The organism is Sphingomonas sp. EC-HK361 (assembly GCF_902498785.1).
Lineage (GTDB): Bacteria > Pseudomonadota > Alphaproteobacteria > Sphingomonadales > Sphingomonadaceae > Sphingomonas.
The window spans coordinates 185,806-200,342 of record NZ_LR701492.1 but is presented as its reverse complement, the minus strand read 5'-3'; the positions used below and the strand labels follow the sequence as shown (position 1 = coordinate 200,342).

The window sequence follows — 14,537 nt, the reverse complement described above, 5'->3', positions numbered from 1 at the left end:
AGCGTTGCGATATCGTTGTAAGCGACAAACTTACGATTTTCAACCTCAAAGCACCTCGAACAACCCGGCCGCGCCCATGCCGCCGCCGACGCACATCGTCACGACGACATATTTCGCCCCGCGGCGCTTGCCCTCAATGAGCGCGTGGCCGGTCATGCGCGCGCCGGACATACCGTAAGGATGGCCGATCGAGATCGCGCCGCCGTTGACGTTCAGCAGCTCGTCCGGAATGCCGAGCTTGTCGCGGCAGTAGAGCACCTGCACCGCGAAGGCCTCGTTCAATTCCCACAGGCCGATATCGTCCATCTTCAAGCCGTTGCGTTCGAGCAGCTTCGGGATCGCGAAGACCGGGCCGATGCCCATCTCGTCGGGTTCGGTGCCCGCGACCGCCATGCCGACATAGCGGCCGAGCGGAGTCAGGCCCTTCTTTGCCGCAACTGACTCTTCCATCAGCACGCTCGCCGACGCGCCGTCCGATAGCTGCGAGGCGTTGCCGGCGGTGATCGTCATCTCGGGGCCGAGCACGGCCTTCAGACCCTTGAGCCCTTCCAGCGTCGTGTCGGCGCGGTTGCCCTCGTCCTTCGCGAGCGTCACCTCCTTGTGAGAGACTGCCTTCGTTTCCTTGTCGACGATCGCCATCGTCGCGGTGACGGGGACGATCTCGTCATCGAACTTGCCCGCGGCCTGTGCGGCGGCGGTGCGCATCTGCGACTGGTAGCCATATTCGTCCATCGCATCGCGGCTGATGCCATAGCGCTTGGCGACGACCTCCGCGGTCTGGAGCATCGGCATGTAGATATCCTTGTGCATCGCCAGCAGCTCGCGGTCGGGCGCGACGCGCATTTCGGGCGTCTGCACGAGGCTGATGCTATCGACACCGCCGCCGACGCATACGTCCATATTGTCGACGATCACCTGCTTGGCCGCGGTCGCGATCGCCATCAGTCCGGAGGCGCACTGGCGATCGACCGACATGCCCGACACGCTCGTCGGCAGGCCCGCACGAAGCAGAGCGGTGCGCGCGATGTTGCCGGCCTGGACGCCCTGCTGGAGTGCCGCGCCGAAGACGACATCCTGCACCTCGGCGCCGTCGATCTTCGCGCGTTCCACCGCGGCCTTGATCGCGTGGCTCGCGAGCGTCGGGGAGGGGAGGTTGTTGAATGCCCCGCGATAGGCGCGGCCGATCGGGGTGCGGGCGGTGGAGACGATGACGGCGGAACGCATGGGTTAGCCTCGCTTTTGCTCCCCTCCCTGCAAGGGAGGGGTTGGGGGTGGGTGCCGACGCGTCAGCGTCGGCGGTTACGCTTGGGACTGATGCCGGACGCTCACTGCGCTCGCGACCCACCCCCGGCCCCTCCCTTGCAGGGAGGGGAGAAGTTCAGACGAAAACCTGGGTGATCCATTCGGCGATCATCGCGGGCTTGTCGGAGCCCTCGATCTCGATCGTCGTTTCGGTCGTATACTGGAACTGTCCGGGGCGCTTTTCCTCGAACTCGGTGATCTTCGATCGGCCACGGATGTTCGATCCTGACGGCACCGGCGCGAGGAAGCGGACTTTGTTACCGCCGTAATTGACGCCCATCTTCACCCCGTCGAGCCGTGGCGCGTCTTGTGTCTTCATCGCGATCTGCGGCAGGAGCGACAACGTCAGGAAGCCGTGCGCGATCGTCGTGCCGAACGGGGTCAGCTTGGCGCGCTCGGGGTCGACATGGATGAACTGGTGGTCGCCGGTCGCATCGGCGAACGTGTCGATCATCGCTTGCGTGACCTCGATCCAGTCGGACACGCTTTCCTTGCCGATCGCGGCCTTCATCTCGTCTGCGGTCATCGCCCCGGGGATTCCCTTTCCAGCCTCATCCGCGCTAAGCGCTCCGCATCCCTGTAGGCGGGGGCAGCCCGCCCTCGCAACCCTTTGCCGACCGAAAGCTTGAACATGGCCAGTGCCGTAACGTCCGCCCCTCGCGCAATGATGGCGAAGCTCCACCGCGCGAGCGAACCCGATGTTCTAAAGCCGCTTCTGGACCGCGCAGCGATGACCGCCGAATCGCGGGAGCGCGTGATGGGCCATGCCGCCGGGCTGCTCGCCGATCTGCGCGCGGCACAGGGCAAGGGCTGGGTGAACCAGTTCCTTCAGGAATATCGGCTCAATTCGTCGGAAGGCGTCGCGCTGCTGTCGCTGGCCGAGGCGTTCCTGCGCGTGCCCGATCCGGAAACCGCCGACCTGCTGATCGCGGACAAGCTGGGCGACGCGGACTGGCGCGCCCATACCGGCAAGTCGGCGTCCAAGCTCGTCAACTCGGCGACCTGGGGCCTCGTCGTCGGCCGCGTGCTGGTCGGCGAGGGGGAGGCCGGGCCGCTCAAGCGATTGATCGCGCGGGCTGGCGAGCCGTTCGTGCGGCAGGCGGTCGGTGCTGCGATGCGGATGATGGGCGAGATTTTTGTCATGGGTCGCACCATCGAAGAGGCGATGCGGCGGATGAAGAAGCCTGAGCATCGCGGCTTCACCGCGAGCTTCGACATGCTGGGCGAGGCCGCGCGGACGCACGAGGATGCCGAGCGCTATCTGCGATCCTACGCCGATGCCATCGAGGCGGTGGGGCGCGATCCGGCGGCGGGGCATTCGATCTCGGTCAAGCTCTCTGCGCTCCACCCGCGCTACGAGGTCGCGAAGTGGGACGAGTGCGTGCCGGCGCTCACCGGCATGCTGGAGGCGCTGGCGGTGCAGGCCGCGGGCAAGGGAATCGCGCTGACCGTCGACGCCGAGGAGTCCGAGCGGCTGGAGATGAGCCTCGACATCATCGGTGCGGTCGCCGCGCTGCCGTCGCTGAAGGGCTGGGACGGTTTCGGCATGGCGGTGCAGGCGTATGGCAAGCGCGCGCGGCCGGTCGTCGCGTGGGCGAACGACCTCGGCCGGGTGATGAACGTGCGGCTGGTCAAGGGCGCCTATTGGGACAGCGAGATCAAGCGCACCCAGGTCGAGGGGCTGTCCGACTACCCGCTCTTCACCCGCAAGGCGGCGACCGACGTGTCGTATCTGGCGGTGTCGCGCGACATGCTTGATGCGCCGAACATCCGGCCGGCCTTTGCCAGCCACAACGCGCTGACCGTCGCGACGATCATGGAATGGGCGGGCAATTCCCGCGACTTCGAGTTCCAGCGGCTCCACGGCATGGGGGAAGGCCTGTATGAGCGGCTGGTGCGCGAGCATGGCTATCACTGCCGCATCTATGCGCCGGTCGGCGGCCACCGCGACCTGCTGGCGTATCTCGTCCGACGGCTGCTGGAGAACGGCGCCAATTCCAGCTTCGTCCACCAGCTGGCGGACGAGCGGCTGAGCGAGGCGGAGATTCTCGCCGATCCCGTCGCGAAGATCGCTGCGGTCGGGGGGACGCGGCACCCGAGCATTCCGCTGCCGGTCGATCTGTTTGCGCAGGCGGACGGGCACCGCAATTCGATGGGCATCGATCTGGCGGATCGGGATGTGTTGCGCGAGGTGGCCGGCACAGTTTCCCGCCACCCCGGCGAAGGCCGGGGCCCAGCATCGGGCCGTCCGCAACTGGGCCCCGGCCTTCGCCGGGGTGGTGCCGATGTGAGGGAAGCGATCTCCCGCGCGCACGCCGCCTTCCCTGCCTGGTCATCCACTCCCATCGAAGAGCGCGCCAATTGCCTCGATCGCCTCGCCGATCTCCTCGAACAGCGCCGCGACGCGCTGATGGCGATCTGCGTGCAGGAAGCGTTCAAGACCATCCCCGACGCGCTGGGCGAAGTGCGCGAGGCCGCCGATTTCTGCCGCTATTATGCGATGCAGGCGCGGCGCGGGCTGGTGCCGATCGAACTCCCCGGCCCGACGGGCGAGCGCAACACGCTGCGCTTCGAAGGGCGCGGGGTGTGGGCGACGATCGCACCGTGGAACTTCCCGCTCGCAATCTTCCTCGGCCAGACGGTGGCGGCGCTTGTCACCGGCAACACCGTCGTCGCCAAGCCCGCGCCGCAGACGCCGGCGATCGCCGGCTATGCGGTCGGGCTCGCGCATGAGGCGGGCATCCCCGAGGACGCGCTAATCCTTGTCCCCGGCGGTCCCGAGGTCGGCGCGGCGCTGACCGCCGACCCGCGCATCATGGGGGTCGCCTTCACCGGATCGACCGCGACGGCACGCAAGATCGCGCGCTCGCTGCTGGAAGACGATGCGCGTCCGATCGTGCCGTTGATTGCGGAGACGGGCGGCATCAACGCGATGATCGTCGATTCGACCGCGCTGCCAGAACAGGTCGTGGCCGATGTCGTGACTTCCGCTTACCGATCGGCGGGTCAGCGTTGCTCGGCGCTGCGGCTGTTGTTGGTGCAGGAGGAGGTCGCAGACGGCGTCATCACCATGCTGAAGGGCGCGATGGAGACACTGACGCTCGGCGATCCGGCGGACCCCGCGACTGATGTCGGGCCGGTGATCGATCGGGCGGCCTATGACCGGTTGATGGCGTACCGCACGCAGGCGCAGGGCCAGTGGATCAAGACGCTCGATGCGCCTGCGGACGGGCGCTTCGTCCCGCCGACGCTTATCCGGCTCGATAGAATCGAGGACCTGACCGCCGAATGGTTCGGGCCGCTGCTCCATGTCGCGACGTGGAAGGCCGGCGAGCTTGGCGAGACGATCGCGCTGGTGAACGCCAAGGGTTACGGGCTGACCATGGGCCTGCACAGCCGCATCGCGCGATCGGGCGAGGTGGCGGAGGCGACGGCCAATGTCGGCAACCTCTACGTCAACCGGTCGATGATCGGCGCGGTCGTCGGCTCGCAGCCGTTCGGCGGCGAAGGGCTGTCGGGCACCGGCCCCAAGGCGGGCGGCCCGCATTACCTCCACCGCTTCTGCGTCGAGCGTGCGGTGTCGGTGGATACCACGAGTGCGGGCGGGAATGCGTCCCTGTTGTCGCTGGACGAGGGCGGTATCTGATCGTCATCCCGGCGCAGGCCGGGATCCATGTCTCTATCGGGTGGCACACCTGCCAGACATTGACCCCAGCCTTCGGCCCAAGGCCGAAGTTTATCCTGAGCGCCTGCCTTGCGGGCAGTCGAAGGGCTGGGGTGACGATTTAGGCTTCACCCTCGCGCAGATCGACCCGCTTGACGGCCTGCACATCGGCATAGGGCATGATGAAGTGCCCGTCAGGTGCCGCGGTGAAGGTCGTTTGCGTGGGGTAGGGGATCGAAATTCCTTCGTCCGCGAAGCGCTTGACGATCGCAAGGCCGACCTTGTGGCGCAGATCATAGGCGTGCTGGAAATCGGGATGGGGGCTGTCGAACTCCAGCTCGAAATCGAGGCTGGAGGCGTTGAAGACGGCGAAGCCCGAGCGGACGAAGATGCCCTCCAGTCCCTCGATAACGTCCTTGAAGAGCGCGGGGATTCGCTCAAGCGTCTCGGCAGGCGTTTCATAGGCGACACCGATGACGAATTTCGTCCGGCGGAACTCCCGGCGGGTGTTGTTGGTGATTTCCTTGTCGAGCAATTGCTTGTTCGAGATGATCCGCTCCTCGCCGTTCACCCCGCGGATGCGCGTCGATTTCAGCCCGATCTCCTCGACCGTGCCCGAGGTCTGGTCGTAGCTGACGGCATCGCCGCGCCGGAACGGCCGGTCGAAGATGATCGCGAGCGCGGCGAACAGATCGGCGAAGATGCCCTGCGCGGCCAGGCCGATCGCGATGCCGCCGACGCCGAGGCCCGCGACGAGGCCGGTGACGTTGACCCCCAGATTGTCGAGCACGACGATGAGCGCGATCGCGAACAGCACGAAGGTGACGAGAAGCCGGATGAGCCCCATCGCCGAGACGAGCGCCTCGCCCGCATAATGTTCGGACCGCGCGCGGTGCTCGATCGCGCCGAGGATGATCTCGCGCGCCCACACCGCCGCCTGGAAGACGGTTGCGATCGTGAACAGGAAGTTGATCGTCGACGCGACCTGATCGGGCGCGCCGGCAAAGCGCGTGACGAGCCGCGCGGAAAGCATGATGATGAAGAAGGTGCCGGTCCGCTGGATCGCGCGGCCGAAGACCGCGGGCCACCCCTTGCCGCTCTTGCTGCGCAGCGCGAGCTTCGGCCCGAAGCCGCGCAGCCAGAACAGCAACAGCGCGATTCCCGTCGCGACGCCGATGCCGACGAGGATCTGCAGCCAGTGGCTCTGGAGCCACTGAACGCTCGCGACGTAGAGATCGTTGACCTGATCCTGCACCTTTTCAGGCGCGATGACCGGGGTCTTGGCGGCGGCAGTCGTAGTCTTGACGGTCATGCGGTTCCCGAAAAACTGGATCAGGCGGCCTTGCGGAGCGGCGCCTGGCCGGTCTCCAGAAAGGCGATCAGGCCGCGTTCGGCACGGCCAAGGTAGCGCGTGGCGCGTGGCAGCTTCAACCCCGCGCGGAACGCCGCCTGCCCGTCTTTCACAAGCGCGATGAGCGCGGGGTGAACATAGGATTTGCGCGCGATGGCGGGGGTGTTGCCCAATTTCTCGACGACGGGCTCCAGCATCGTCTTCAAGCTGATGTCGGTCTTCGCGCTCGCCAGCGCCTCATAGGCTACGACGCTCGCGCCCCAGGTCCGGAAATGCTTCGCGGTGAATTCGTCGCCCATCGCGTCGCGGATATAGTCGTTGACGTCGGACGAGGAGACGGGGTGGCTTTCGCCCGCATCGTCCAGCCAGCGGAACAGATGCTGGCCCGGCAGATCCTGGCATTTGCGCACGAAGCGGCTGAGCGAATTGTCGGTGATGGTCAGCACGCGCAGCTTGCCGGACTTGGCCTTGAACTGCAGCTTCAGCGTCTTGCCCTTCAGCACCGCGTGGCGGTTGCGCAGCGTGGTGGCGCCGAACGACTTGTTGGCCTTCGCATAGCCCTCGTTGCCGACGCGCAGATGCCCCAGATCGAGCAGGCGGACGATGGCGGCGACCGCGCTGTCCTTGCCCATGTTGCGCCGGCGCAGGTCCGCCTCCACCCGCGCGCGCAGCTTGGGAAGTTTTTCACCGAACGCCCCGCAAAGATCGTATTTCTCGTCCTCGCGCGCGGCGCGGAAATCGGCGTGGTAGCGATATTGCTTGCGGCCCTTCTCGTCCCAGCCGACCGCCTGGATATGGCCGTTCGCCTTCGGGCTGAACCAGGCGTCGCGGTAGGCGGGAGGCAGGCCAACGGCATTCAGTCGGTCGATCTCGTCGCGGTCGGTGATCCGCTTGCCCTCCGCGTCCCAATAGCCCCAGCCGTGGCGGACCTTGCGGCGGGTGATCCCGGGTTCGCTGTCATCGGAATAGACTATCCGGCCGCTCACTGGACCTCCCTTGCGGTTCGCCCCCGAAAAATGCGCGGGCCATCGCTTCGTTCCGGAACGCCCGGCGCGCGCAGGCCGTTCTGACGGCATCAATCCCGCAGACAGGAGCTTATCCGATGGCCGATCTTTCGCGCGCCAAAGTCCTCATCCTCGCGACCGACGGGTTCGAGGAGGCCGAGCTGTTCGAACCGCGTCAGGCGCTGCTCGACGCCGGCGCGACGGTGAAGCTAGCGTCGATCAGGACCGATGCGATCCAGGGCGTCGTCCATGACAGCGAGGAGGGCAAGACGATCACTCCCGACATGACGCTGGACGAGGTCGATACCGAGGAATTCGACATGCTTCTGCTTCCGGGCGGTGTCGCCAATCCCGACAAGATGCGCCTGCAGGACCGCGCGCTCGCGATCGTCGAGGAGTTCATGGAGGACGACAAGCCCGTCGCCGCGATCTGCCACGCGCCGTGGTTGCTCGTCGAGGCGGACGTCGTCGACGGGCGCCGCATGACGAGCTGGCCATCGGTGCGCACCGATCTGGAAAATGCCGGCGCCGATGTGGTCGACGAGGAAGTGGTGGTCGACGAAAAGCTCATCACGAGCCGCAAGCCCGACGACATCCCCGCCTTCAACGCGGCGATCCTCAAGATGCTCGAAGCCGAAATCGCCGCCGAAGCCGCGGCGTGACGCTCAGCCGGTGCGGGCGCCCGACCAATGCGGCGCCCGCACCGGCGACCAGCGGTTGATCCAGCGCTGCGCCGGCCGCTCGACGCCGTGGTAGAGCACGATCGAAGCCGTCAGCACGAGCGCGAGATAGAGCGCGACATAGGCCGGCGGGATCGCGCGCGGATCGGTCACGAAAACGAGCTTGAACACCACGAAGAGCAGGAAATGCGACAGATAGGTCGCGTAGCTGATCTCCCCCAGATAATGGGGCAGGCGGCGCGCGAGCGGGTTGATGGGGTCGATCAGCGCGAGCGTCAGCAGCGATGCGGCGAACAGCGCGGGGACCGTCGCCGTTTCGGCTACGCCCGCTACCCAAAGCCCGGCGGTGGCGATCATCACCGTGCCGGTCAGCAGCGGTGCCGGCCGCCAGTCACGCCAGCGCAGCCATAGGGCACACAGGATCGACCCCGTCGTGAATTCCGCCAGACAGCGCAGCACGCCGAAACGCTGGATTTGCCAGCCAAGCGTCGGCGCCCCGGCGCGCGCCATCACGATATGAAGGATGCCGAGCACGACCGCCGCGGCGCCGATGAGCGCCCATGTCGGCCAGCGGCGCCAGTCGGTCGCGAGCACCAGCAGCGGGAAGGCGAGATAGGCGGAAAGCTCGGCGCTGATCGACCAGGCGGGATCGTTCCATGTCAGGCTGTCGGTGAACCCCCAGTTCTGGACGAGGAATATATGGAGCGGCAGTTCCGGCCACGGAAACTCCGCCGAGGCATCGCGACCCGTCACCAGCATCGCCAGGGCGAGCGCCACGGCGAAGGCGAGCATGACGAGATGGAGCGGCCAGATCCGCGCGACGCGGCGCTGGAGAAAGACAGCTATGCCGGCGCTACCCGCGGCGCGCAGGCGATCGTGCCAGGCGAGCCAGATCACGAATCCCGACAGCAGGAAGAAGAAATCGACCGCGAGATAGCCCTTGGCGAACATGCGCAGCAGCGGATCGGGCAGGCCGGCGATGCCGTAGCGGATGTGATATAGCACCACGAACCACGCAGCGACTCCGCGCGCGCCGGTCAGCCCGCGCAGTTCGGTTTGGATGCTCATGTCGGCAGCGGGGTGGCGCGGGGGCGCCGGAGCGGGCGCACCTCGGCCTCCCTGCGCTTCCTCGCCAGATAGGTGTCGAGTCCGATCTGCGCGCCGATCAGCATGTAGACGAAGGGCTGGAAGGCGATGGCGATGAACGCGGCGCCCAGCAGATAGACGATGTGCCCCTGCTGGAGCGCGCTGGCGAGCGGGGCGATCCAGCGTTCGGTCTCGCCCGCATCGCGGTAGCGGCGGCGGATCACCTCCATCCGCACGATGCCGGCGATGTTGATGAGCAGCCAGAGCGCCAGGCCGAAATAACCCTGCTCGCCCAGCATCTCGAAATAGGCGCTGTGATAGGCGCGGCCCTGGTCGACCTGCAGATTGCGCTCGACCGAGGCGCCGGCACCATCCTTCACCACCGCGACGGTGTCATAGCGGATGCGGTTCTGACGATACGCCTCGAACCCGCCGCCGAAGGGATGCGTCTTCGCGTAATCCCAGGTCCATTGCCACACCGCGATCCGGGTCGAGGCCGAGGCATCGGCCTGATAGCTGCCGATCGTATCCATCCGCTCGGTGAAGGCGGACGGCAGCAGCGGCACCGCGCAGAGTCCCGCCAGCCCGAGCGCCGAGAGATACAGCATTCGACGCTTCACATCGCGCAGCATCATCACCGCGAGCAGCGCGATGCAGACCAGGCCGGTTCGCGTCGATGTGCCGACCGGGATCAGCAGGCAGGCGAAGACCAGCGCGTAACAAAAGGTCCGCACCCGCCAATCGGGCGCGAAGATGGTGCCGTGGCGGCTGAACCACAGGATGATCGGGATGATCGCGACGGCAACGGTCGAGATCGTGCTGCCCTCGTAAAGCCCGGCATTGTTTTCGACCATGAGGTTCAGCTGGCCATAGCCGCCGCCGCCCGCCAGCGTCTTGATCCCGCCGACGATGATGATCGAACTCGCCGACAGCACCATGAACGCCAGCAGCGATTCGATGCGAAGCTTCGTGCGCAGGGTCAGCGGCAGGAAGGCGGCAAAGGCCAGCGCCTTCCACACCCATTCCCATTTGTCCTTCGCTTCCAGCGGGAAATCCGCCCCGAGCGTCGTCGCGAAGCAATAGGCCATCAGCAGCAGGATCATCCCCTGCCGCGGGGCGAACCGGGCGTCGCTCTTGTCGTCCGCCAGCGCCCAGCCGCCGATCGCGAGCGCGCCGGCGATCAGCGAGATCGGCACCGAATTGAGCAGCAGATAGGTCAGCCGCTGCGGCGAGACGATGTCGATATAGACATAGGCGAGGACGAACAGGAACGGCTTCCTGAAGCCCATCCCGAAGAGCGCGACGAGAAATCCGATAAAGGCGAGATCGCGCAAGCGGTCAGCGCTTCCCGAAGCGCGCGCGCTTCGTCTCGCCGGGGCGCGATTCGTGATCGAGATCGTCGCGGCGCAACAGCAGGAAGGCGGCGAGCAGGAGCAGGCCGTGGCTGAGGCCGAGCGCCAGATTGTCGATCATGTCGAACGCCTTTCCCGTGCTCTGTGCCGTTTCCCGTGCCCTGCGCCGTTCGCCCTGAGCCTGTCGAAGGGCCGTCCTTTCCTGCTGAGACAGTGGAGGGCTTCGACAGGCTCGGCCCGAACGGGAAGGGGCTTTTCCCCGCCTAAGCCCAGCCGGGTTGACGCCGCGTTAAACAGTCGCGTGGCAGGGACGCTGCCGACATGCGCGTCCTCCACATCCTCGATCACGGATTGCCGCTGCACAGCGGCTACGCGTTCCGGACGCGCGCGATCCTGAAGGCGCAGATCGCGAGCGGGCTCACCGTCGCGGCGGTGACCGGCGCACGGCAGGGGGATGTGGATCGATCGTTCGAGACCGTCGATGGCATTGACTTCCACCGCACCCTCCCGCCGGGCGCACTGCCCTCACCCCTGGGAGAACTGTCGGAAATCCGCGCCTTTGCAAGGCGGATCGACGCGGCCGTCGCGGCATTCCGCCCGGACGTCCTCCACGCGCATTCGCCCGTGCTCGATGCGCTTGCCGCGTTGTGGGTCGCGCGGAAGCGGAGCTTGCCGCTGGTCTACGAGATCCGTGCATTCTGGGAGGATGCGGCGGTCGGCAACGGCACCGGTCGCGAGGGTTCGATCCGCTACCGCACGACTCGCGCGCTGGAGACATGGGCGGTGCGCCGTGCCGATGCGGTCGCGGTGATCTGCGAAGGGTTGCGCGGCGATCTGATCGCGCGGGGAATCGATCCGGACAAGATCGTGGTGTCCCCCAATGGCGTCGATCTGTCGCTGTTCGGTGCGCCGCCGCCGCGCGACGATGCGCTCGCGGCGCAGCTCGGCCTCGACGGCGAGGTCATCGGCTTCATCGGCAGCTTCTACGATTATGAAGGGCTGGACGATCTGATCGCGGCGATGCCGATGCTCGTGGCGCAGCGCGCGCAGGCGCGGCTGCTGCTCGTCGGCGGCGGCCCGATGGAGGCGGCGCTGCGCGCGCAAGCCGCGGCCTCGCCCGTTGCGGACCGGATAACCTTTGTCGGGCGCGTGCCGCATGACGCGGTGGAGCGCTACTACAGCCTCGTCGATATCCTGGCCTATCCGCGCAAGCGGATGCGGCTCACCGATCTCGTGACTCCGCTGAAGCCGCTGGAAGCCATGGCGCAGCGGCGGCTGGTGGCGGCGTCCGATGTCGGTGGCCACCGCGAACTCGTCCGTGACGGCGAGACGGGCACGCTGTTCGCCGCCGACGACCCGCAAGCGATCGCCCGCGCCCTCACCGATCTGCTCGTGAACCGCGGCGGCTGGGATTCCCGGCGCGACCGCGCAGCGGCGTTCGTCGCGGCCGAGCGTAACTGGTCGTCAAATATTTCGCGTTACACCCCGGTTTACCAGAGGCTCGTTCGCCTCAAGCGTATGGACGAATAATGGCAGCGAACCCCCGCACTGCACCCCTGACCCTTCCCGTCGCGGCCATCGGCGCCGCCTTTGCGGGCGCGCTGGTCGCGGCCGGGATCGCGGCGAGCCCGGCCGCGACCCTCGGCGCCCTGATCGATGCGGCCGGGCTGCCCGATCTGGTCGCCGCCGCCGCGCCGCCGATCGGGGTCACCGGGCGCGTGACGCTGGCGATCGCCGCAGGCGCCGTCATGGCTGCGGTCGTGTGGGCGGTGATCGTCCTGACGGTGGGCACCCACTGGACGCGCCGCGCCGGCGCGGGGAGCATGCCGGTCCTGCGCCGCGCCGATGTTCACCCGGATGCGCCGGCCCGGCGTCCGATCCGGGCGAGCGAGGAACTTGGGCCGCCGCTGCCGGCGATCGATCCGGTCATTGCCGCCGCGCCCGCGCCGCTGCCCCAGCCCGCCGCGCAGGCACTGCCGCGCAATCTCGACGTGCCGCTGGCTTATTATGATCCGGGCGCGATCCCCGCGGTTCCGGCAGAGCCGGTGCGTGCGATCGCCGCCAGGCCGCGACCCGAAAGGCTGGAAACGTTCGAACTCACTCCTCTGCGCCGCGACATGCCGGTGCCGGAGGATCGCCCGAGCCTCACCGCGCTCATCGACCGGCTGGAGGCGAAGACCAATGGCCGCCCGGTTCGCCCCAGTGGGCATTCGGTCGCCGACACGATCGGCGTGCTTCGGCGACTCGCCGCGCAGTAAAACCTGAGCGCGCGGTTCAGCAACGCTCAACGATCAGGACCGCGAGTTCCGCGCGGGCGCCCTTATCGGCGCGAGGTCGGCGGGTAACTGCCAGATCGGCGACGAGATAGCGTCCGGGCCGAAACTCCGCCTCGGGCAACGCCTGCAGCCAATGGTCGAGTGCAAGGGTATCCTGCGCATCGACGTTCAAGGTCAGCTGCGTGCCAGCAAAGGTCGCGCTCAGCCAGGGTGTGCTTGATACGGCATGGAGCGCGATGGCGACGCCAGCATCGTTCGCCATCGCGACAAGTTCTCGCTCGAACCAGGTCGCCGCGTCCGGACCTCTGCTCATTGCGCGCGCGCTCCCGCCAGCGCGCGCTCGATCCGGGCGCGCACGTCCGCGCCCGGCACGCGCCCCCGGCGCATGTCATCAACCAGCCGCGGATCGTTCACCGTATCCCGCCCGAACCGCGTCCGCGGCATGCCGGTGGCGCGCAGATGACGTTCGATCTTGACCAGCAATTCCATGACACCCGCGACTCCGTTGCTATGTGTGTTCTCAATCTGTTCTCCATTTTCCAACTTGTCTAGGAAATTTCCTATGACTAGGATCGGGCATGTCCGGTGATGATCCCAGGATGCGCCTTGCGACGCTGGCGGAGACGGCAGGCGACAGCCTTGCGGCCTTGTCGCGGATGCTCCGGCGCAACCCCGCCTATCTCCAGCAATATGTGAAGCGCGGCTCGCCGCGGATTCTGCCAGAGGCGGAGCGAAGGCTGCTAGCAGACCATTTCGGTGTGGAGGAAACCGTGCTCGGCGCGCCGCAGGCGCAACCGCCGGCTGTCGTCGCGGTCCCGCGCCTGTCCGTCGCGGCCTCCGCCGGGCCGGGCCGCACGGGCGAATCCGAACGACGGCTGCGCGACGTGATGCTCGAACGCTCGCTCCTGCGTGAGGCCGGTGTCGCCGCGGCGGACGCATCGATCATCGATGCGCGCGGCGATTCGATGGCGCCCGGCATCCTCGACGGCGACCGGTTATTGGTGGATGGGGCCGATCGCAGGGTTGACGCAGCCGGCGGTATCTTCGTCGTGCGACTGGCCGACGATCTGCTGGTCAAGCGGTTGCGGCGCGATCGCGATGCGCTGATCGTCGCCAGCGACAACCCGGCCTATCCGGATCGAACCGTGCCGATGATCGATGCCGATGTGCGCGGGCGCGTGAAGCTCCTCATCCGCAAGCCGCGCTGACGGATCAGCGTCGCCGGTCGCGCAGCCAGAGCAGGACCGCGACGACGATCCCGATGCCGGTGCCGATCAGGAAGCCCGGCGTCGCTTCGCCGATCAGGAAGCCGATCACCGCGCCACCGATCGCGCCGAGGGCGATCAGGGCTCCGCCTGCGGCGGGGGGAGAGGCGGGCGGTGACGGGGGGCTGGTCATCGGCGCGCGTCCTGCCACGTCCCATATCCGGACGCCAGTGTTCCGTTGCGGGATGGACGGGACGGGGCGGGGCACTTCATTGCGCGCCGTTTACCTTCGTGTCGGGCGGACGGGCGCCGGTTTCGGACTTTGGCACGCGGCTTGTGAGGATGCGCGCGTGTTTGAAGAGCCGCATCCCGCATCGCCCCTTCCCTATGTCGTCGATCGCGGGGAGGTGTCGACCGCGACGGCGCTGATTGCCGCGCACGGCGAGGACGCGGCCTTTGCCGCGGCGGCGAAGGCCGATCAGGCGCGCGATATCGGCAATCTCGTCCATTTCTGCCGCTGGCGGCAGATCGAGCGGCTGATCGTGCTGATGTCGGCCGACCGCGCGGTGGGCACGGTCCACTAGGCGAGGGCGCGCCAAAGCCAACTTCGCTGTTGC

General features: G+C 67.3%; 16 protein-coding genes. 6 read left to right on the top strand and 10 right to left on the bottom strand.

Annotated features, from left to right (window positions below; genetic code table 11):
• Positions 1–45 precede the first annotated feature (45 nt).
• Positions 46–1,224, bottom strand: coding sequence for an acetyl-CoA C-acyltransferase (locus tag BOS5A_RS01320; RefSeq protein WP_151953410.1), 1,179 nt, complete (start codon positions 1,222–1,224; stop codon positions 46–48).
• Between the two features lie 154 nt (positions 1,225–1,378).
• Positions 1,379–1,828 carry a MaoC family dehydratase gene (locus tag BOS5A_RS01315; RefSeq protein WP_151953409.1) on the bottom strand — a complete coding sequence of 150 codons (450 nt, stop codon included), beginning with the start codon at positions 1,826–1,828 and terminating at the stop codon, positions 1,379–1,381.
• Between the two features lie 141 nt (positions 1,829–1,969).
• On the opposite strand from BOS5A_RS01315, the gene putA reads away from it, so the two are divergent.
• On the top strand, positions 1,970–4,948 hold the full coding sequence (gene putA, locus BOS5A_RS01310) for a bifunctional proline dehydrogenase/L-glutamate gamma-semialdehyde dehydrogenase PutA (RefSeq protein WP_234419152.1): 2,979 nt from the start codon (positions 1,970–1,972) through the stop codon (positions 4,946–4,948).
• Positions 4,949–5,087: 139 nt separating this feature from the next.
• Here the strand turns inward: putA and BOS5A_RS01305 are convergent, their stop codons facing one another.
• Both BOS5A_RS01305 and BOS5A_RS01300 read right to left on the bottom strand, forming a co-directional pair.
• Positions 5,088–6,278: a mechanosensitive ion channel family protein gene (locus BOS5A_RS01305; RefSeq protein WP_151953407.1), complete on the bottom strand. Its 1,191-nt coding sequence runs from the start codon at positions 6,276–6,278 to the stop codon at positions 5,088–5,090.
• A gap of 20 nt (positions 6,279–6,298) precedes the next feature.
• Positions 6,299–7,303 (bottom strand): DNA topoisomerase IB, encoded by a 1,005-nt coding sequence (locus BOS5A_RS01300; protein WP_234419144.1) that lies wholly within the window; start codon positions 7,301–7,303, stop codon positions 6,299–6,301.
• A 116-nt stretch (positions 7,304–7,419) separates the two neighbouring features.
• Here BOS5A_RS01300 and BOS5A_RS01295 point away from each other — a divergent pair, with 116 nt between their 5' ends.
• Positions 7,420–7,983: a type 1 glutamine amidotransferase domain-containing protein gene (locus BOS5A_RS01295; protein WP_151953405.1), complete on the top strand. Its 564-nt coding sequence runs from the start codon at positions 7,420–7,422 to the stop codon at positions 7,981–7,983.
• Positions 7,984–7,986: 3 nt separating this feature from the next.
• Here the strand turns inward: BOS5A_RS01295 and BOS5A_RS01290 are convergent, their stop codons facing one another.
• Genes BOS5A_RS01290 through BOS5A_RS16210 form a run of 3 tightly spaced genes read right to left on the bottom strand, consistent with a single transcriptional unit; the run spans position 7,987 to position 10,560 of the window.
• Positions 7,987–9,069, bottom strand: coding sequence for an acyltransferase family protein (locus BOS5A_RS01290; protein WP_151953404.1), 1,083 nt, complete (start codon positions 9,067–9,069; stop codon positions 7,987–7,989).
• A complete protein-coding gene (locus BOS5A_RS01285; protein WP_151953403.1) occupies positions 9,066–10,421 on the bottom strand; it encodes a putative O-glycosylation ligase, exosortase A system-associated in 1,356 nt (451 codons plus the stop codon). The genes BOS5A_RS01290 and BOS5A_RS01285 overlap by 4 nt, the downstream gene beginning before the upstream one ends.
• Before the next feature lie 4 nt (positions 10,422–10,425).
• A complete protein-coding gene (locus BOS5A_RS16210) occupies positions 10,426–10,560 on the bottom strand; it encodes a hypothetical protein (protein ID WP_267903799.1) in 135 nt (44 codons plus the stop codon).
• Between the two features lie 200 nt (positions 10,561–10,760).
• Here BOS5A_RS16210 and BOS5A_RS01280 point away from each other — a divergent pair, with 200 nt between their 5' ends.
• Together BOS5A_RS01280 and BOS5A_RS01275 are read left to right on the top strand one after the other, a co-directional pair.
• A complete protein-coding gene (locus BOS5A_RS01280; protein WP_151953402.1) occupies positions 10,761–11,969 on the top strand; it encodes a TIGR04063 family PEP-CTERM/XrtA system glycosyltransferase in 1,209 nt (402 codons plus the stop codon).
• Complete coding sequence (locus BOS5A_RS01275) at positions 11,969–12,697, top strand: hypothetical protein (protein WP_151953401.1); 729 nt, start codon at positions 11,969–11,971, stop codon at positions 12,695–12,697. Before BOS5A_RS01280 ends, BOS5A_RS01275 begins: the two co-directional genes overlap by 1 nt.
• Before the next feature lie 16 nt (positions 12,698–12,713).
• Here BOS5A_RS01275 and BOS5A_RS01270 read toward each other — a convergent pair whose 3' ends face one another.
• On the bottom strand, positions 12,714–13,028 hold the full coding sequence (locus BOS5A_RS01270; protein ID WP_234419143.1) for a hypothetical protein: 315 nt from the start codon (positions 13,026–13,028) through the stop codon (positions 12,714–12,716).
• Positions 13,025–13,204 (bottom strand): hypothetical protein, encoded by a 180-nt coding sequence (locus tag BOS5A_RS01265; protein WP_151953400.1) that lies wholly within the window; start codon positions 13,202–13,204, stop codon positions 13,025–13,027. The genes BOS5A_RS01270 and BOS5A_RS01265 overlap by 4 nt, the downstream gene beginning before the upstream one ends.
• Before the next feature lie 89 nt (positions 13,205–13,293).
• Between BOS5A_RS01265 and BOS5A_RS01260 the strand changes: the two genes are divergently transcribed.
• Entirely contained in the window at positions 13,294–13,923 is a 630-nt protein-coding gene (locus BOS5A_RS01260) for a S24 family peptidase (protein WP_151953399.1), read from the top strand.
• Positions 13,924–13,927: 4 nt separating this feature from the next.
• On the opposite strand, the gene BOS5A_RS01255 is transcribed toward BOS5A_RS01260, so the two are convergent.
• On the bottom strand, positions 13,928–14,113 hold the full coding sequence (locus BOS5A_RS01255) for a hypothetical protein (RefSeq protein ID WP_151953398.1): 186 nt from the start codon (positions 14,111–14,113) through the stop codon (positions 13,928–13,930).
• Positions 14,114–14,270: 157 nt separating this feature from the next.
• Here BOS5A_RS01255 and BOS5A_RS01250 point away from each other — a divergent pair, with 157 nt between their 5' ends.
• On the top strand, positions 14,271–14,504 hold the full coding sequence (locus BOS5A_RS01250; RefSeq protein WP_151953397.1) for a hypothetical protein: 234 nt from the start codon (positions 14,271–14,273) through the stop codon (positions 14,502–14,504).
• The last annotated feature ends 33 nt before the right edge of the window (positions 14,505–14,537 follow it).